The organism is Romboutsia lituseburensis DSM 797 (assembly GCF_900103615.1).
Taxonomy (GTDB): Bacteria; Bacillota; Clostridia; order Peptostreptococcales; family Peptostreptococcaceae; genus Romboutsia_F; species Romboutsia_F lituseburensis.
Window position 1 is genome coordinate 53,776 of the sequence record NZ_FNGW01000009.1, and the last position, 18,217, is coordinate 71,992.

Below are 18,217 nucleotides of genomic sequence, written 5' to 3' on the forward strand. Positions count from 1 at the left end.
AATCAATTGATATAAAACACAAAATTTGGAGGACGTATATATGAGTAAAGTAGATGTAGTAGATATATTAAAGAAGAGTGATGCATTATTAGAAGGACATTTTTTATTATCATCAGGAAAGCATAGTAATAGATATGTACAATGTGCTAAAGTATTAAGATTTCCACAATACGCAGAGGCAGTATTAAGTACAGTAGTAGAGCAAATAAAAGATTTAGATATAGATTTAGTTGTAGGACCTGCAATGGGAGGGGTTATAGTTTCATATGAATTAGGAAGACAATTAAATAAAGAAACTGTATTTACTGAGAGAAAAGATGGAGTAATGGAATTAAGAAGAGGCTTTGAAGTAAAACCAGGTGCAAAGATAATAATAGCAGAAGATGTTGTTACAACTGGTAAATCAACTATAGAAACAAAAGAAGCTTTAGAAAAATTAGGTGGAGAAGTTGTAGGAGTAGCTTGTATAGCAAATAGAACGAACAAAGATATTGGAATGCCAATATATAGTGCTATAAAATTAGAAATAGAAGTGCACGAGGCAGATAACTGTCCTTTATGTAAAGCAGGGGAATTAGAATTAGTAAAGCCAGGAAGTAGAGAGTTTAAAGAGTTAGGAATGTAATGAAAAAGACCTTAGAAAAACTAAGGTCTTTTTTTATTTAAGTTAGATGTATAATGTTTTAATTCATCTAGAAAAACTTGAGATGCTTTAGATACAGTTATGTTTTTAGGTAAAATATAAGAGAAATGTCTAGTATATGAATTACCTAAATCAATTGTAGATAGTTCCTTGTTTAAAACAGCTGGGTTAGTGACAAATTCAGATATTATAGTAATTCCTAGTTTATTTTTAACAGCTTCTTTTACTGCATAATTACTACCTAAAATCATAATTCCTTTAGGTATAATTTCATTAGTAGCTAAGAACATATTTAAAAATTCTCTTGTACCAGAACCTTCCTCACGAACAATCCATTTTTGATCTTCTAAAATATCAAATGAAAAATTTTCAGTATCTAAATCTGGCGTATATGGAAATGCTAACATCATTTTATCTTCTAAGAAGTATTCTTGTGTAAAGCTAGAATATGGTGAATTTCCTTCAATTAAGCCAATATCTAAAGTAAGCTCCTTCAGACTAGAGCATATTGAATGAGTATTATTTATAAAAATTTCAACATCCACATCTGGATATTTTTCAGAAAAAGTAGCTAAGAACATAGGTAATATATATTCTCCAATAGTCATACTAGCCCCAACCTTCAAGCTTCCCTTTATAGAATCAGAAGTATTGCGAACTTCCATATATGTAGTATCCAATAAATTTATAATTTCCTTTGCCTTTTTATATAATGTATATCCGCTATCTGTTATAAAAATAGTTTTTTGTTTAACTGATCTATTGATTAATACAACACCAAAATGGTTTTCTAAATTTTTTATATGTGTACTAACACTTGGCTGAGATAAATTTAAATGTTCACCAGCCTTAGTAAAATTTTTATACTCCACAACAGCAATAAAAGTTTTTAATTCCTCTAGCAAATAAAACACCTCCAATAATAATCTATAAGTATATTATAACTCTAATCATTAAAAAAATTAATAGTAATTATATTTTATATTTATTTTACTTATAATAACTGCGGATGTATACTAAAAACATAAACAAGAGATTAAAAAACAAAAAAGAAAGGATGATATAAATGGACGGAATAAATAAAATAACAAATAGCAATAATATTTTTTATAAAATAAAAGAAATTTTACCAGGATTAGCAGTATCAGTACTTATAGGTCTAGCAAGTATGGTGTTATCTCATGTAGTTCCAAAGCTAGGAGCAGCAACAATATCTATATTTTTAGGAATGTTTATAGGTAATGTATTTTTAGGACAAGAAGTTTTTCAAAAAGGATATAAATTTTCAGAAACTGATTTATTATCATACTCTATAGTATTATTAGGAGCGACTTTAAGTGTATCAACATTAATGGAGTTAGGTTTTAACGGAATACTATTTGTAGTATTACAAATGTCAGTTACTATAGCAGGTGCTTTATATATAGGAAAAAAATTAGGATTTGGGCAAGATTTTAGATTCCTTATGGCAGCAGGTAATGCAGTATGTGGTTCATCTGCAATAGCAGCTACAGCTCCTGTTATAAATGCAAAAGATAAAGATAAAGGGATAGCAATAACTATAGTAAATGTTACTGGAATATTTTTAATGTTTTTATTACCTGTCTTAACTCAAAAATTATATAGTCATGAAGCTGTACAAACATCAGCTATGATAGGTGGGACATTACAATCTGTAGGTCAAGTAGTAGCCAGTGGAGCTATGGTAAGCGAGCCAGTAAAAGACTTATCGACTATATTTAAAATAGTAAGAGTAATATTATTAGTAGCAGTAGTATTTTTATTTGGACATTTAAAGAACAAAACAAATCATGACATAATAGAAGAAGAAATAGAAGATACTAAAAAAGGAAAAATAAAAGTTCCTTGGTACGTATTAGGATTCTTTATAACTTGTGCATTATTCTCTACAAATATAATATCTCCAGAAGTTTCAGAAATGTGTAAAGCTCTAAGTAACAAATTCGAGATAATAGCATTAGCGGCTATTGGATTAAGAGTTAATATAAAAGATTTAATAAAACAAGGTAAAGCTGTATCATTATACGGATTATTTGTAGGAACTTTACAAGTAGTATCAGCAGTAATTTTAATCAATATATTATTATAATAAAAAAACCCTTCTTATTTTTGATAAGTAGGGTTTTTATTTATGTATTAGGTATAACGATTTTAACTTTGAATATATTATCATCATGAGTTATGACGACATTTCCTGAGTATTTTTCAACTGTACTTATAGCATTTTTTAAGCCTATTCCATGCATAGATGAATCTATTTTACTGGTCAAAAATGCACCATTTTTTTTATTTATTTTATTAATTTTAGTATTTTCAATTATAATAACACAGAAATTATCAATATATTTACTTTTTAATACTATATTTTTAGGCAGATTAGAGTCTATAATTTTATCACATGCTTCTATAGCGTTATCTATTAAATTAGAAAAAATAGTACAAACATCTATCATGTCTATAAAGTCGCTTTTTGAAAAATCCATATCTATATTAAAGTTTATTTCCTTATTTTCACATATTGATTTTTTGTTAATTAAAATAGAATCTAATATCATATTTCCTGTATTTAATGCATCTTTATATTTTGAATAATTACAAGTTTTAGATTCTATATCATCAATGTATGTAATTATTTTTTCTAACTCATTGCTTTCACATAAATGTCTAATACAAATAATATGATTTTTCATATCGTGGTGAAGATTCCTAATTTTTTCTTTTTCTCTGCTCATATTTAGATAGTAATTATATTCTTTTAAAATATTATCCTTTAAAATCTCATTTTCATATTCAAACTTATAACTTCTAATAGATCTTTTAACTATTAGGAAAAAGTATATATTAGAAATTAATACTAAAAGAGGTATTAAAATTAATATCAAATCATTTATATGTGTAATGCTATTATCCACAGCAATTAATCTAAACGATAGTATTAAAGTTGATATATTTATTAAAATAGGAACAAGTATAAATATATGAGAGATTTTTTTCAACTTAAAGAATTTTTTTATATAGATAAATATGTATAAAGCTAATAACATAAAAATAGCTTGAATAATAACACTTTCTAACACTACATTATCGATATTTATATAATAGTCATTAGATATATCATTATAATTTATAACAAATGCTAAATATACACTTACATACTCCATAGTGATATACATAAAAAGCCAATATATAAAACTTATGATAATACACCTTAAAATTCTAACCTTATAGTTAAGCTTATAAAATAATAAACAAGCGAATGCAAAAATTATAGGAGCTTCAAAATCACAGTAATATATAATTATAGAAAATAATAGTAATGCTGAGTAAACAAAAACATTACTATATTTTTTTTCACTTAAGTGATCTAAACCTATTTTAAAGAAAAATAAATATATAAGTCCGCTAAAAAAATTCACAAAATTTATGAAAGTATCATGAAATTCTAACATAATAAATCTCCAAGTACATTTGTAAGTGCTGTTTTTAAGTCTTTAACTTTATACTTACTTACAAATATTTCATGATTTTTAATTAATGCTGAGTTTTTTGTAATGCAATTAACTTTATTTAAATTTATTAAATATGATCGATGACATCTAAAAAAATTATTTCCTTTCAAAGAATCTTCTATCTTGTTAAGATTAATTCTAGACTTGTAAACTTTAGAATCTGTATGAATTAATACAGATCTAGAAACAGTTTCTACGAACAAAATAGAAGAGATAGGAACTTTTATTATTTGACCTGATTCACTTTCTTTAATGGTTATAAAATTTTTGTATTCTTCATTTATACAGTTAATGCATTCTAAAATATGTTTAGAAAAATCATCATACTGTATAGGTTTTAATAAATATCTAAAGGCTCTAACCTCATACCCTTTTTGCATAAAATCTGCAAAAGCAGTGGTAAATATTATGTGTACATCTGTGTCAAATTTTCTTATTTTTTTAGCTAAATCAAATCCATCTATACTTTTCATCTGAATATCTAACAGTAGTAAATCAACATTTTTAGGGTAATTATTTAACAAATTTTCTCCGCTATCAAACTCCATTAAAGTATAAGAATCTTTATTTAAAGTTTGAATTAAATATTCCTTCAAAATGTCTCGATGAATTTTTTCATCATCACATATAGCTATATTTAAAATCAATATATCTCCTCCTATTAAAATGTATTTATTGGTCTTACCATATAATACCAAAATATGGATAATATAATCCAGTTACTATTATCGGAAATTTTGTAATAAATTAAAGGAAAAATTATATCTAAGTCTAAAAAACGCCTATTTATGCAGTGTTTATTATATTTTTTACTTAGTATAATTTTGCTGATATATTGATATTTGAGTTATGTATTTACAATTACAATGTAATCATAATTTACTTTTATACAAAAAAAAGAATGTAGATATCTACATTCCTAATATTTTCTTTATTTCATCACATAGCATATCGAGATGCTCTGGGTTATTTATTAAATCAACTTTGTTTATATCTACATATAAAACTGGAGATTGATCATATTCACCTATCCATTTCTCGTATCTATTATGAAGGTTAGTCCAATAACCTAAATCAACGGCTTTTTCCATCTCACGACCTCTAAGTCCTATTCTATGGACTATAGTGTCTATAGAACCATCTAAGTATATCATTAAATCCGGTCTTCTTAGATAAGGTACCATATCATTAAATAAATCTCTATAAGTTATATAATCTCTTTTAGTCATTTTTTTATTATCATATAGATTTCTAGCAAATATTTCAACATCTTCATATATGCTTCTATCTTGTATATTGTTTAATCCATTGTTATCTATTTCTTTTTGTTGCTTAAATCTTTGAGCTAGGAAGTATAATTGTAAATGGAATCCCCATTTTTCTTGATTGCCATAAAAATCTTCTAGGTATGGATTTCCATCAACTTTTTCAAAGTGAGTTTCAAATCCAAGCTTTTCTCCCACTAATTTTGTTAAAGTGGATTTTCCAGCACCTACATTTCCCGCTACCGTGATGAATAAATCTCTATTTAATGGTTTATTACATTTATTTATTAAATTAAACATTTTAATTTCCTCCTAGGGTTTTTATAGCATCCTCGACTTTGTTTATTATAAACTGTCTATCATCTTCGTTGTTTAAGAAATCTAGCTTTGAATTGTCTACTTCTATAACTAAAGGTTCTTTACCCATAAAATTATGCTTTATAGATAATGGATTGAAGTAATACTTATACTCTGTACTTAGCTCATGAATGTAGTTTCTATCCATCTGTCTTTCGAAACTTCTATCTCTTGTAGCGATTCTTTTCATTAAAACGTCTGTTTCAGAATTTAAGTATATTATTATATCTGGTTGAGGTAAATCATTAACAAATATATTATACATTTGTTTATATTTGTGGAATTGCATTTTATCAAGCGTTATTCCTGCAAATATAAGATTTTTAATAATATGATAGTCACTTACTACGCCCTGTGACTTGCTTAATTCATTTTTTTCAATATCTTCTAATTGTTTTACCCTATTAAATAGAAAAAATGCTTCTGTTTGTAAAGCATATTCTTTAATATCAGTATAAAATTTTGATAAAAAAGGATTTTCTTCAACTATTTCTCTTAAAAGAGTATAACCGAAATGTTCATTAAGAATAGTTGCAAGTGTAGTTTTTCCTACACCGATAGCTCCCTCTATAGCAATAAATACGCCGCCGTTATTCATATAAAATCACCTTCTAAAAATAATGTCTTCTGTATTTTATCAAAAAAAAAATCTTAATTCTACCCTAGACTTTTAAAATTAAATTTGCATATAACAAAAACCTAATTTAATTTATGCAAAATATGGGTAAATTAAAAATATTAAATATAATATAAATATATACCCAAAAGGAGAAGTAAATAATGAAGGTTTATGAAAAAAATAATTCAGTTATATTAGAAGGAGTAGCAGATTTTGATCCAAAACATATATTTGAATGTGGGCAATGTTTCAGATGGCACATACAAGATGATGGGTCATATACAGGAGTAGCTAAAGGAAAAGTTATAAATGTTAGTAAGGATAATGATAAAATTTACTTAAATAATACAAATTTAGAGGAGTTTAATACTATTTGGTATAATTATTTTGATTTAGGAACAAATTACACAGAAATAAAAAATACTTTAAAAAATATGGATGAGTATTTAGACAAAGCTTGTGAGTTTGGATGGGGAATAAGAATATTACAACAAGATGGATGGGAGATGCTTGTATCTTTTATAATATCTTCAAATAATAGAATTCCAATGATACAAAAAGCAATAGAGAATTTATCTAGAAAGTATGGTAAATTTATAGGTGAGTATGAAGGAAAAGAATATTATGCATTCCCAACTCCAGAAGAGCTAAACAAAGCATCACAAGAAGAAATAAGAGCTTGTCAAACGGGATTTAGAGATAAGTATATAAAAAGTACAACAGAAAGTGTAATTAAAAATAAAGAAAATATATCTGCATATACTAATTTAAGTACAGAAGAATGCATAAAAGAATTAACTAAGTTTAATGGAGTCGGACCTAAAGTAGGAGATTGTATAGCTTTATTTGGGATGCAAAAGTATGATACATTCCCTGTGGATGTTTGGGTAAAGAGAGTGATGCAAGAGTTTTACGTAGAAGAAGATATGAGTTTACCTAAAATAAGAAAATATGCAATTGATAAATTTGGAGATTTGGCTGGATTTGCACAACAATATTTATTCTATTATGCAAGGGAATTAGGTATAGGCAGATAAAATCAAAATAAGAAGAGGGATTAGCCATGAGTATTGGAGGATTTTTGTTTTTAAGTTACCTAGTAATATCCTATGTGGCTGGAGCAATAATATCCATGTCTATTATACTTGAGAATAGAGACCCCGCTAGAACAGTCACATGGTTACTAATATTTATATTACTTCCTGGTATCGGATTAGTAATATACGCTGTATTTGGGAGAAACATAAGAAAAAGAAAATTATTTAAAACTCAAAAATTAGCAAATAGTATAAAAGAAGAAAAATTATTTGAAAACCTAAAAGAAATAGAAGAGTTGGTAGAGATAGAACAAGACTGTATAAAGCAAAGTAAATTATTACATGAAGATAAAGATGAAAACACCAAAAAAAGGGTAATAAGTCTTTTGTTAAATACAGGAATGTTCCCGTTTACAACGAATAATAAAATAGATGTATATATTGATGGAATTCAAAAATTTGAAAATCTTATAAAAGATATAAAGGAAGCAAAAGAACATATACATTTAGAATATTTTATTATTAAGGATAGTGATATTGGTAGGAAGATTAAAGATTTGCTAATTGAAAAAGCTAAGGAAGGCGTAAAAATAAGAATTCTATATGATGATGTAGGTTGTTGGAGATTTTGGTTTCATAGAAAGTATTTTAATGAAATGAAAAAGAATGGAATAGAAATTCAACCGTTTTTACCTGCGAAGTTTCCTGTAATAGGAGGCAAATTGAATTATAGAAACCATAGAAAGATAGTTGTAATAGATGGAAAAATAGGATATACAGGCGGAATTAATATAGGAGACGAATATGTAGGTAAAAATAAAAAATTTGGGTATTGGAGAGATACGCATATTCGTATACAAGGAACGTCAGTCTATATGTTACAGATGGTTTTCTTAATAGACTGGTATTATACAACAAGAGATGTAATTATGGTAAAAAAATACTTCCCTAAAATGGCATATTGTGGGGATAGTATGGTTCAGGTTGTAGCTAGTGGACCGGATAGTGATTGGGAAGCTATCCATTATGCATATTTTTCTGCAATATGTCAGGCAAAAAAGAATATATATATTGAGACACCTTATTTTATACCAGATGAAAGTATTTTAAGGGCATTAAAGAGTGCAGCTTTAAGTGGAGTTGATGTAAGAATTATATTCCCTAAAATAGCTGATCATAAGATAGTAAATAGCGCATCTTATTCATATTTTGATGATATATTAAGATCTGGAGGAAAGGTATATTTATATACTAAAGGATTTATACATTCTAAGATTGTTATAATTGATGATAAGATAGCATCTACAGGTTCAGCTAACATGGATTTAAGAAGTTTTATGCTAAACTTTGAGATAAACGCATTTATATATGATAAAAAAGTAGTAGAAATAATGACCAAGGATTTCTTTGATGATTTGGATAATAGTGAGGAGATAAAAGACGCTGATTTTAGTGAGAGAAATTTCGCTATAAAGGTGAAAGAATCAATAGCTAGATTATTTTCTCCTATATTATAAATATTTAATAAAAACTATTGAAAAAAATAGATATTTAGTATACTATAATAATTGTTAGCACTCTAGTTAAGAGAGTGATAAAATTATTATAGTATATATTTTTTTTACATACAAAATACAATTCATTAGGAGGTAAAAATCATGAAAATAAGACCATTAGCTGATAGAGTAGTTATAAAAAAACTAGAAGCTGAAGAAAAAACTGCAAGTGGAATAGTATTACCAGGGGCAGCTAAGGAACAACCTCAAATGGCAGAAGTTGTAGAAGTAGGACCAGGTGGAGTTGTAGATGGAAAAGAGATAGCAATGGAACTTAAAGTTGGAGATAAAGTGATATTCCAGAAATATGCAGGAACAGAAGTTAAAATAGAAGGTAAAGAGTATACAATATTAAGACAAAATGAAATATTAGCTGTAATAGAATAAATATTTAGGAGGGGATAAAAATGGCTAAAGAAATAAAATTTGGGCAAGAGTCAAGAAGATCTTTAGAAAATGGCGTAAATAAATTAGCTGATACAGTAAAAGTTACATTAGGACCTAAGGGAAGAAATGTTATATTAGATAAAAAATTTGGTGCACCTCTTATAACAAATGATGGTGTTACAATAGCTAAAGAAATAGAATTAGAAGATAGATTTGAAAATATGGGAGCTCAATTAGTTAAAGAAGTTGCTACTAAAACTAATGATGTTGCTGGAGATGGTACTACTACTGCTACAGTTTTAGCTCAAGCTATAATAAGAGAAGGGTTAAAGAATGTAACAGCAGGAGCAAACCCTGTTTTACTTAGAAGAGGTATACAAAAAGCTGTTGAAGTTGCAGTTGAAGAATTAAAAAGTCAATCAAGGGTAATAGAAGATAAAGAATCTATATCTAACGTTGCTTCAATATCAGCAGGTGATGATGAAGTAGGTAAATTAATAGCAGAAGCTATGGAAATAGTAGGTAAAGATGGAGTTATAACAGTTGAAGAATCTAAAACAATGCATACTGAATTAGATGCAGTAGAAGGTATGCAATTTGATAGAGGATTTGTGTCTGCTTACATGGTAACAGATGTTGACAAAATGGAAGCTGTTTTAAATGATCCATATATATTAATAACTGATAGAAAAATATCAAATATACAAGATATATTACCAGTACTTGAACAAATAGTTCAACAAGGTAAGAAGTTATTAATAATAGCTGAAGATGTAGATGGAGAAGCATTATCTACATTAGTTGTTAACAAATTAAGAGGAACATTTGAAGTTGTTGCTGTTAAAGCTCCAGGATTTGGAGATAGAAGAAAAGCAATGCTTGAAGATATAGCAACACTTACAGGCGGAACTGTAGTATCAGAAGAATTAGGATATGATTTAAAAGAAACTGATGTAACTATGTTAGGTAGAGCTAGCTCTGTTAAGGTAACTAAAGAAAACACTACAATAGTAGATGGATTTGGAGATAAAGCTGCAATAGAAAATAGAGTTAACCAAATAAAACATCAAGTAGAGGAAACTACTTCTGAATTTGATAAAGAAAAGTTAATGGAAAGATTAGCTAAACTTGCTGGTGGAGTAGCTGTAATAAAAGTTGGAGCTGCTACAGAAGTTGAAATGAAAGAAAGAAAATTAAGAATAGAAGATGCACTTAATGCCACAAGAGCAGCTGTTGAAGAAGGTATAGTTGCTGGTGGAGGTACTGCACTAGTAAGTGTAATACCAGCACTAGATAAGTTAGTAGAAGATCTTGAAGGTGAAGTTAAGATAGGTGCTAAAATAATAAGAAAATCATTAGAAGAGCCTCTAAGACAAATAGCTATAAATGCAGGTCTTGAGGGAGCTGTTATAATACAAAAAGTTATGTCTGAAGATCCTGAAATTGGATTTGATGCATTTAATGAAAAATATGTAAATATGATAGAAGCTGGTATAGTTGATCCAACTAAGGTTACTAGAACAGCATTACAAAATGCAGCATCTATAGCTGGAGTATTCTTAACAACAGAAGCTGCAGTTGCAGACCTTCCAAGTAAAGAAGATGCAATGCCAGGAATGGGTGCAGGAATGCCAGGGATGATGTAATCTATAATATTTTAAAAAGAGTAACGAAAGTTACTCTTTTTTTACGCATATAAATATCAACTATTATGAATTATAGTTTAAAGATATTATGAAGCTTGACTTAGATATACTTTAAATCTTACAATTATTTAAATATGAATATATATATTTATAGATTAGAATAGATACTAGATGATAGAACTTTTATAAATTATATAAGCAAAAGAGAGGAATAGAATGGATATAAGACGTTTATTAGAACAAGTAAAAGATAATGATTTAGAAGTTGATCAGGCTATGGATCAGCTAAAAAATCTTATGTATGAAGATTTGGGGTACGCTAACATAGATCATCATAGAGAAATAAGAAATGGATACCCGGAGGTTATATACTGTGAGGGAAAAAGTGATGAACATATATTAGGAATAATAGAAAAGATGAATAAAAAAGGATCTAATATATTAGGGACAAGATGTAGAAAAGAAACATATAATAAAGTTAAGGAAATTTATAATCATGCAGAATATGAAGAACTATCAAAGATCCTAAAAATAAAAAATAAAGATATTGTAAATCTTGGCAAGGGTAAAGTTTTAGTTATAACAGGAGGAACTTCTGATATACCAGTGGCAGATGAGGCATATTATACAGCGAAGTTTTTAGGAAATGATGTAGTAAGGCTATATGATGTAGGTGTAGCAGGTATACATAGATTATTAAACCGCCTACCTATAATTCAAGAGGCAAGAGTTATTATAGTAGTAGCAGGTATGGAGGGAGCTTTGCCTAGTGTTGTAGGAGGGTTAGTTGATGTTCCTGTAATAGCGGTACCTACTTCAGTTGGTTATGGAGCTAACTTTGGAGGATTGTCTGCTCTTTTAACAATGCTAAATAGTTGTGCATCAGGTATATCTGTTGTTAACATAGACAATGGATTTGGTGCTGGATATTTAGCATCTATGATAAATAAATTAAAGTAAAATAATTTTATTTATAAAATAAAATTTGTATAGTAAATAAATTGAAATTAAATCAATATATATATACAAAGGTGAATTTATATAAATACACTTAATTTATTATGTTCAAATTAAACAAAATATATAAAGACAAATATCTAAGGAGATAAATATGGAACAAAGGATACTTTATTTTGATGTAGTCAATGGGATTTCTGGAGATATGACTTTAGCGACATTATTAGATTTAGGAGTTCCAAAGGAACTTTTTTTAGAAGAAATAAAAAAGCTAAGCATTAAAGATGAATTTGAAATTCTAATAACAAAAAAAAATGAAAGTGGAATATTAGGAACTAATGTAGAAGTAGTTGCTAAAGAATCTAATGCTCATAGACATCTGATAGATGTATTTGATATTATTGATAAAAGTAGTTTACATGAAAACGTTAAAGTTATGTCCAAAAACATATTCATGACTATAGGAGAAGCAGAAGCAAAAGTTCATGGAACAACTATAGATAAAATTCACTTTCATGAAGTAGGAGCTATTGACTCTATAGTTGATATAGTAGGAGCATGCATATTAATAGACTTATTAAGTATTGATAAAATATATGCCAATACTATTCCAGTAGGGTCTGGATTTGTTAAGTGTGATCATGGAATAATGCCAGTTCCTGCACCTGCTACTGCTGAGATTTTAAAGAATGTTCCTATAAAATTAAATACGGTAAATGGAGAGTGTACAACACCTACAGGGGCAGCTATACTAAAAACACTATGTGACGAATTTGTAGATACTTTAGAATTTGAAGTAAAGCAAATTGGATACGGAATAGGACAAAAGGAATTTGAAATACCAAATATGCTAAGAACTATCTTAGGCATAAAAAAAAAGAAGAATTTATATATGAAATAAGTGCAAATATCGATGATATGTCTTCAGAGGTATATTCATACCTGTATGAACAAATTCTAAAAGAGGGTGCATTAGATATATATACAGAAAGTATATATATGAAAAAAAATAGACCTGCTACAAAGCTATCAATTCTATGTGAGGAAAGGAATTTGCAAAAATTTGTAGAAATGTTACTAAAAGAGACAACTACATTTGGAGTGAGATATCATAAATATAATAGAGTAGTTTTAAAAAGGCAATTTTCAAAGATAAATACTCCATACGGTGAGGTAAAAGTTAAATTAGGTTATTATGACGGAAAACTTATAAAAGTGACTCCAGAATACGAAGACTGCAAAAAAATTGCAAAATTCAACAAAATATCATTGAATCAGCTACTATATAAAATAAATCATGTGATAAATGAAGAATTTAATATAAACTTATTGACATAACAAATATTTTTTGATAAATTAAGATTTAACTTAAAGAAATCATTTATTAATTTTATACAATATATCACTCGTATATACTCGGAAATAAGGTCTGAGAGTTTCTACCGAGATACCGTAAATATCTTGACTATGAGTGAAATTATTATTAGCAGAATATCGGATAAAGTAAACGTCTAGGCTGATAAAAATCCCTAGAAGTTGGCTAGAAAGTAGAAGATATTTTGGAAGCCTGTATAGTAATTTCACTTTTATGAGAATAATATGGAAGTTACTATACAGGTTTTTTTGTACCATAATTAAAGACGAACGAAAATAAAATAAAATTAATTAACATTCGTATAAATTTATAAAAACTAACAAGGGAAGGGAGATCTACAATGGCAACTATTTTAAAAGAAGGCTTAACTTTTGATGATGTTTTATTAATTCCTCAAAAATCGGAGGTATTACCAAAGGATGTTAGTACAGAAACGTACTTAACAAAAACTATAAAACTAAATATTCCTCTAATGAGTGCAGGAATGGATACAGTTACAGAATCTAAAATGGCTATATCAATGGCTAGACAAGGTGGTATAGGTATAATACACAAAAATATGTCTATAGAAGAACAAGCTCTAGAGGTTGATAAAGTAAAAAGAAGTGAGAGTGGAGTTATAGTAGATCCTTTCTACTTATCAAAAAACCACACTATACAAGATGCAGATGATATAATGGCAAGATATAAAATATCAGGTGTGCCAATCGTAGATGATAATAAAAAATTAATAGGAATTATAACTAACAGAGATATAAAATTTGAAGGTGATATGACAAAGAGTATTGAAGATGCAATGACTAAGGAAAACTTAGTAACAGCTAAAGAAGGAATAAGTTTAGCTGAAGCTCAACAAATACTTAAAAAGCATAAAATAGAAAAATTACCACTAGTAGATGATGAAGGTCATTTAAAAGGTTTAATAACTATAAAAGATATAGAAAAGAAAATACAATATCCTAATTCTGCAAAAGATAATCGTGGAAGATTACTATGCGGAGCTGCAGTAGGAATAAGTGCAGACCTTATGGATAGAGTAGATGCATTAGTAAAAGCAAACGTAGATGCAATAGTTTTAGATAGTGCACATGGTCATTCTAAAGGTGTTATGGAAGCAGTAACAAAAGTTAAGACAGCTTATCCGAATCTTCAAGTTATAGCTGGAAATGTAGCAACACCAGGAGCTACAGAAGATTTAATAAAAGCAGGAGCTGACTGTGTTAAGGTTGGAATAGGGCCAGGGTCTATATGTACAACTAGAGTAGTTGCAGGTATCGGAGTTCCTCAAGTAACAGCTGTTATGGATTGTGCTGAAGTAGGTCATAAATATGGAGTACCAGTAATAGCAGATGGTGGAATTAAATACTCTGGGGATGTAGTAAAAGCATTAGCTGCTGGAGCTTCTGTATGTATGATGGGGTCATTGTTTGCAGGAACAGAAGAAAGCCCAGGAGAAACAGTTCTTTATAGAGGTAGATCATATAAAACATATAGAGGAATGGGATCTATAGGAGCTATGGAAAAAGGTTCAAAAGATAGATACTTCCAAACAGATGCAAAAAAATTAGTTCCAGAAGGTGTTGAAGGAATGGTTGCATATAAAGGGAAAGCGGAAGAAATAGTTTATCAAATGATAGGTGGACTAAGAGCAGGTATGGGATACTGTGGAGCACCGACAATACAAGATTTAATGGATAATGCTACATTTATAAAAATAACAGCAGCATCTTTAAAAGAAAGTCATCCACATGATATAACAATAACTAAAGAAGCACCTAACTATAGTACACAAGGAGAAATATAGATATGAAGCATGAATTAGTATTAGTAGTAGATTTTGGTGGACAATATAACCAATTAATAGCAAGAAGAGTAAGAGAAAATAATGTGTACTGTGAAATAATACCGTACACTACAGATATAGAAAAAATAAAGGCAATGAATCCAAAAGGGATAATATTCACTGGAGGACCTAATAGTGCTTACTTAGAAAATTCGCCTAAAATAGCAAAAGAAATATTTGAAATAGGAGTTCCTATATTAGGTATTTGTTACGGAATACAAGTAATGGCTCATATATTAGGCGGTAATGTAAGAAAAGGAAATACTAGTGAAAAAGAATATGGAAAAACAACTATAACTTATGAAAATTCACCAATATTTGAAGGTATAACTACAAATACTGTTTGGATGAGTCATACAGATTTAATAGATGTATTACCAGAAGGATTTGTATCAGTTGCACATACTAATGATTGTCCAGTTGCAGCTATGCAAAATAAAGAAAAGAATTTATATGGAGTACAGTTCCATCCAGAAGTTGAACACTGTTTAGAAGGAGATAAAGTTCTTAAAAACTTCTTATACAATGTATGTAATGTAAGCGGAGATTGGACAACTGATTCATTTATAAGTGATAAGATAAAAGAATTAAAAGAAACAATAGGTGATAAAAAAGTATTATGTGCTTTAAGTGGTGGAGTTGATTCATCAGTAGCAGCAGTACTTGTGCACAGAGCTATAGGAGATAACTTAACTTGTGTATTCGTTGACCATGGATTACTTAGAAAAAATGAAGGTAATGATGTAGAGAGAATATTTAGAGATAAGTTTGATATGAACTTAATAAGAGTTAACTGTGAAGATAGATTCTTAGGTAAATTAAAAGGTGTAACAGAACCAGAAGCTAAGAGAAAAATAATAGGTGAAGAATTCATCAGAGTATTTGAAGAAGAGTCAAACAAATTAGGAAAAATGGACTTCTTAGTACAAGGAACTATATATCCAGACGTAGTAGAAAGTGGACATGGAGAAGCTGCTACTATAAAATCTCACCATAATGTTGGTGGAATACCTGAAGATATAGAATTCCAAATAGTAGAGCCATTAAGAGAATTATTCAAAGATGAAGTTAGAAAAATAGGATTAGAGCTTGGCATAGATGAAGATTTAATATTTAGACACCCATTCCCAGGTCCAGGTCTTGGAATAAGAGTTATAGGTGAAGTAACTAAAGAAAAATGTGACATCTTAAGAGAAGCTGATGCTATATATATGGATATATTAAAAGAAAACGGATTATACAAAGAAATATGGCAAGCATTCGCTACATTACCTGATGTAAAAACTGTTGGAGTTATGGGAGATGAGAGAACTTATGCATACTTAGTAGGTATAAGAGCAGTTACATCTTCAGATGGAATGACTTCAGATTGGTACAAAATGCCATATGAAGTTTTAGAAAAAATATCTAATAGAATAGTTAATGAAGTAGACGGAGCTAATAGAGTAGTTTACGATATAACAAGTAAACCACCAGGAACAATAGAGTGGGAATAATATAATTCTATTAAGTATATATAACACTTTACACAAGATAAAAATAAAAGGCTAAAAGCCTTTTATTTTTATCACTTTAAAAGTAATTTTAAAATTTAAATAAGGAGGTATACAAGATGCAAAATACAGTTCAAAAGAGTACATCTGTAGGTACATTAGAAAAAATATTTAAGTTAAAAGAAAACAATACTAATGTAAAAACAGAAGTATTAGCTGGTGTCACTACTTTTATGACGATTGCTTACATATTGGTTGTAAATCCTACTATATTGGGACAAGCAGGTATGGATAAAGGCGCTGTTTTCACAGCAACAGCAATTGCATCAGCTATAGGATGTTTAGTTATGGGATTATTAGCTAATTATCCAATAATATTAGCTCCGAGTATGGGGATAAATGCATTTTTTACTTATACAGTAGTTTTAGGAATGGGATATACATGGCAATTTGCTCTATGTGCAATGTTTATAGAAGGTATCATATTTATATTATTAACAGTAACTAATGTTAGAGAAAAAATTATAGAGTGTATGCCAGATGTATTAAAACATGCTATAACAGCTGGAATAGGACTATTTATAACATTTATAGGATTTGTAAATGCAGGAATAATAAAACAAGGTGGTGCGATCATATCTTTAGGAGATATAAAATCATCAACAGTTTTACTTGCTGTAGCAGGGTTAATAATTGCTTCAGCTCTACTAATAAGAAAAGTAAATGGAGCATTTTTAATAGCTATTATAATAACATCAGCAATAGGTATGGCACTTTCAATAGTACCTATGCCACAAGGTGTTGTTGATGTACCACCATCTATTCAACCAGTATTTATGAAGGTTTTTGAAGTTCAAAAAGCTCAAATCTTTAGTTTAGATATGATAGTTGTAGTATTAACTCTGTTATTTGTTAATATGTTTGACTCTATAGGTTTTTTATTAGGAATAGCAGATAGAGCAAATTTAATAGATGAAGATGGAAATATGCCAGGAGTTAAGAAAGCATTATTAGCTGAATCTCTTTCAACAACAGTATCTTCACTTTTAGGAACATCAACATTAGCTACAACTGTAGAAAGTGGTTCGGGTATAGCTGTAGGTGGAAGAACAGGATTAACAGCGGTTATAACAGCTGTACTATTCTTTGTATCATTATTCTTTGCACCTTTATTTACATCAATACCAGCTCAAGCTACATCACCAGTACTTATATTAGTTGGATTTATGATGGCAAGTTCAATACTTAAAATAAACTTTGAAGATTTTACAGATGCGATACCAGCATTTTTAACGTTTATAATTATGCCTTTAGCATATAGCGTTGCAGATGGTATTATGTTTGGTATCATTTCGTATACAATATTAAAATTATTATCAAATAAAAAAGAAGATGTAGGGTTATCTTTAATAGTATTAACTATAGTATTTATATTAAAATTTGCTTTATTATAAAAAATATAAAAAATAACCAAACATTAGGAATATAAAATACAAATATTATGCAATA

At 28.6% G+C, this 18,217-nt stretch carries 15 protein-coding genes, 1 pseudogene and 1 riboswitch; of the genes and pseudogenes, 11 read left to right on the forward strand and 5 right to left on the reverse strand.

Annotated elements, in window-relative coordinates:
- The first annotated feature begins 40 nt into the window (after positions 1-40).
- Positions 41-625: an orotate phosphoribosyltransferase gene (gene pyrE, locus BLP75_RS14600; protein ID WP_092727273.1), complete on the forward strand. Its 585-nt coding sequence runs from the start codon at positions 41-43 to the stop codon at positions 623-625.
- A gap of 20 nt (positions 626-645) precedes the next feature.
- On the opposite strand, the gene BLP75_RS14605 is transcribed toward pyrE, so the two are convergent.
- Positions 646-1,548 carry a LysR substrate-binding domain-containing protein gene (locus BLP75_RS14605; RefSeq protein ID WP_092727274.1) on the reverse strand — a complete coding sequence of 301 codons (903 nt, stop codon included), beginning with the start codon at positions 1,546-1,548 and terminating at the stop codon, positions 646-648.
- Positions 1,549-1,709: 161 nt separating this feature from the next.
- Here BLP75_RS14605 and BLP75_RS14610 point away from each other — a divergent pair, with 161 nt between their 5' ends.
- Complete coding sequence (locus BLP75_RS14610; protein ID WP_092727275.1) at positions 1,710-2,753, forward strand: YeiH family protein; 1,044 nt, start codon at positions 1,710-1,712, stop codon at positions 2,751-2,753.
- A gap of 40 nt (positions 2,754-2,793) precedes the next feature.
- Here BLP75_RS14610 and BLP75_RS14615 read toward each other — a convergent pair whose 3' ends face one another.
- The 4 genes from BLP75_RS14615 to BLP75_RS14630 form a co-directional block, all read right to left on the reverse strand.
- Positions 2,794-4,113, reverse strand: a complete 1,320-nt coding sequence (locus BLP75_RS14615) for a sensor histidine kinase (protein ID WP_092727276.1) — start codon at positions 4,111-4,113, stop codon at positions 2,794-2,796.
- Entirely contained in the window at positions 4,107-4,820 is a 714-nt protein-coding gene (locus BLP75_RS14620) for a LytR/AlgR family response regulator transcription factor (RefSeq protein WP_139149851.1), read from the reverse strand. Before BLP75_RS14620 ends, BLP75_RS14615 begins: the two co-directional genes overlap by 7 nt.
- Before the next feature lie 264 nt (positions 4,821-5,084).
- Complete coding sequence (locus BLP75_RS14625) at positions 5,085-5,738, reverse strand: deoxynucleoside kinase (RefSeq protein ID WP_092727278.1); 654 nt, start codon at positions 5,736-5,738, stop codon at positions 5,085-5,087.
- A gap of 1 nt (position 5,739) precedes the next feature.
- The gene (locus BLP75_RS14630; RefSeq protein WP_092727279.1) at positions 5,740-6,393 is read right to left on the reverse strand and encodes a deoxynucleoside kinase; all 654 of its coding nucleotides are present in this window, start codon (positions 6,391-6,393) and stop codon (positions 5,740-5,742) included.
- A gap of 182 nt (positions 6,394-6,575) precedes the next feature.
- Between BLP75_RS14630 and BLP75_RS14635 the strand changes: the two genes are divergently transcribed.
- The 9 genes and pseudogenes from BLP75_RS14635 to BLP75_RS14680 all read left to right on the forward strand — a co-directional run bounded on the left by BLP75_RS14635 (position 6,576) and on the right by BLP75_RS14680 (position 18,162).
- Positions 6,576-7,451 (forward strand): DNA-3-methyladenine glycosylase family protein, encoded by an 876-nt coding sequence (locus tag BLP75_RS14635; protein WP_092727280.1) that lies wholly within the window; start codon positions 6,576-6,578, stop codon positions 7,449-7,451.
- A 26-nt stretch (positions 7,452-7,477) separates the two neighbouring features.
- A complete protein-coding gene (cls, locus tag BLP75_RS14640) occupies positions 7,478-8,968 on the forward strand; it encodes a cardiolipin synthase (RefSeq protein WP_092727281.1) in 1,491 nt (496 codons plus the stop codon).
- Between the two features lie 141 nt (positions 8,969-9,109).
- Positions 9,110-9,394, forward strand: coding sequence for a co-chaperone GroES (locus tag BLP75_RS14645; protein WP_092727282.1), 285 nt, complete (start codon positions 9,110-9,112; stop codon positions 9,392-9,394).
- 20 nt (positions 9,395-9,414) lie between these two features.
- Positions 9,415-11,040 carry a chaperonin GroEL gene (gene groL / locus BLP75_RS14650; protein ID WP_092727283.1) on the forward strand — a complete coding sequence of 542 codons (1,626 nt, stop codon included), beginning with the start codon at positions 9,415-9,417 and terminating at the stop codon, positions 11,038-11,040.
- Between the two features lie 216 nt (positions 11,041-11,256).
- Positions 11,257-12,000 carry a nickel pincer cofactor biosynthesis protein LarB gene (larB, locus tag BLP75_RS14655; RefSeq protein WP_092727284.1) on the forward strand — a complete coding sequence of 248 codons (744 nt, stop codon included), beginning with the start codon at positions 11,257-11,259 and terminating at the stop codon, positions 11,998-12,000.
- A gap of 151 nt (positions 12,001-12,151) precedes the next feature.
- A pseudogene (gene larC, locus BLP75_RS18430) lies at positions 12,152-13,335 on the forward strand (nickel pincer cofactor biosynthesis protein LarC).
- A gap of 48 nt (positions 13,336-13,383) precedes the next feature.
- Positions 13,384-13,485: riboswitch (purine riboswitch) on the forward strand.
- 227 nt (positions 13,486-13,712) lie between these two features.
- The gene (gene guaB, locus BLP75_RS14670; protein ID WP_092727287.1) at positions 13,713-15,176 is read left to right on the forward strand and encodes an IMP dehydrogenase; all 1,464 of its coding nucleotides are present in this window, start codon (positions 13,713-13,715) and stop codon (positions 15,174-15,176) included.
- A gap of 2 nt (positions 15,177-15,178) precedes the next feature.
- Positions 15,179-16,711: a glutamine-hydrolyzing GMP synthase gene (gene guaA, locus BLP75_RS14675; RefSeq protein ID WP_092727288.1), complete on the forward strand. Its 1,533-nt coding sequence runs from the start codon at positions 15,179-15,181 to the stop codon at positions 16,709-16,711.
- Positions 16,712-16,827: 116 nt separating this feature from the next.
- Positions 16,828-18,162 (forward strand): NCS2 family permease, encoded by a 1,335-nt coding sequence (locus BLP75_RS14680; protein ID WP_092727289.1) that lies wholly within the window; start codon positions 16,828-16,830, stop codon positions 18,160-18,162.
- Positions 18,163-18,217: the final 55 nt, after the last annotated feature.

Coding starts and splice junctions, on each gene's coding strand:
- BLP75_RS14680 (WP_092727289.1), top strand. CDS start 16,828: ATGCAAAATACAGTTCAAAAGAGTACATCTGTAGGTACATTAGAAAAA.
- pyrE (WP_092727273.1), top strand. CDS start 41: ATGAGTAAAGTAGATGTAGTAGATATATTAAAGAAGAGTGATGCATTA.
- guaA (WP_092727288.1), top strand. CDS start 15,179: ATGAAGCATGAATTAGTATTAGTAGTAGATTTTGGTGGACAATATAAC.
- BLP75_RS14610 (WP_092727275.1), top strand. CDS start 1,710: ATGGACGGAATAAATAAAATAACAAATAGCAATAATATTTTTTATAAA.
- guaB (WP_092727287.1), top strand. CDS start 13,713: ATGGCAACTATTTTAAAAGAAGGCTTAACTTTTGATGATGTTTTATTA.
- BLP75_RS14635 (WP_092727280.1), top strand. CDS start 6,576: ATGAAGGTTTATGAAAAAAATAATTCAGTTATATTAGAAGGAGTAGCA.
- larB (WP_092727284.1), top strand. CDS start 11,257: ATGGATATAAGACGTTTATTAGAACAAGTAAAAGATAATGATTTAGAA.
- BLP75_RS14615 (WP_092727276.1), bottom strand. CDS start 4,113: ATGTTAGAATTTCATGATACTTTCATAAATTTTGTGAATTTTTTTAGC.
- cls (WP_092727281.1), top strand. CDS start 7,478: ATGAGTATTGGAGGATTTTTGTTTTTAAGTTACCTAGTAATATCCTAT.
- groL (WP_092727283.1), top strand. CDS start 9,415: ATGGCTAAAGAAATAAAATTTGGGCAAGAGTCAAGAAGATCTTTAGAA.
- BLP75_RS14645 (WP_092727282.1), top strand. CDS start 9,110: ATGAAAATAAGACCATTAGCTGATAGAGTAGTTATAAAAAAACTAGAA.
- BLP75_RS14630 (WP_092727279.1), bottom strand. CDS start 6,393: ATGAATAACGGCGGCGTATTTATTGCTATAGAGGGAGCTATCGGTGTA.
- BLP75_RS14625 (WP_092727278.1), bottom strand. CDS start 5,738: ATGTTTAATTTAATAAATAAATGTAATAAACCATTAAATAGAGATTTA.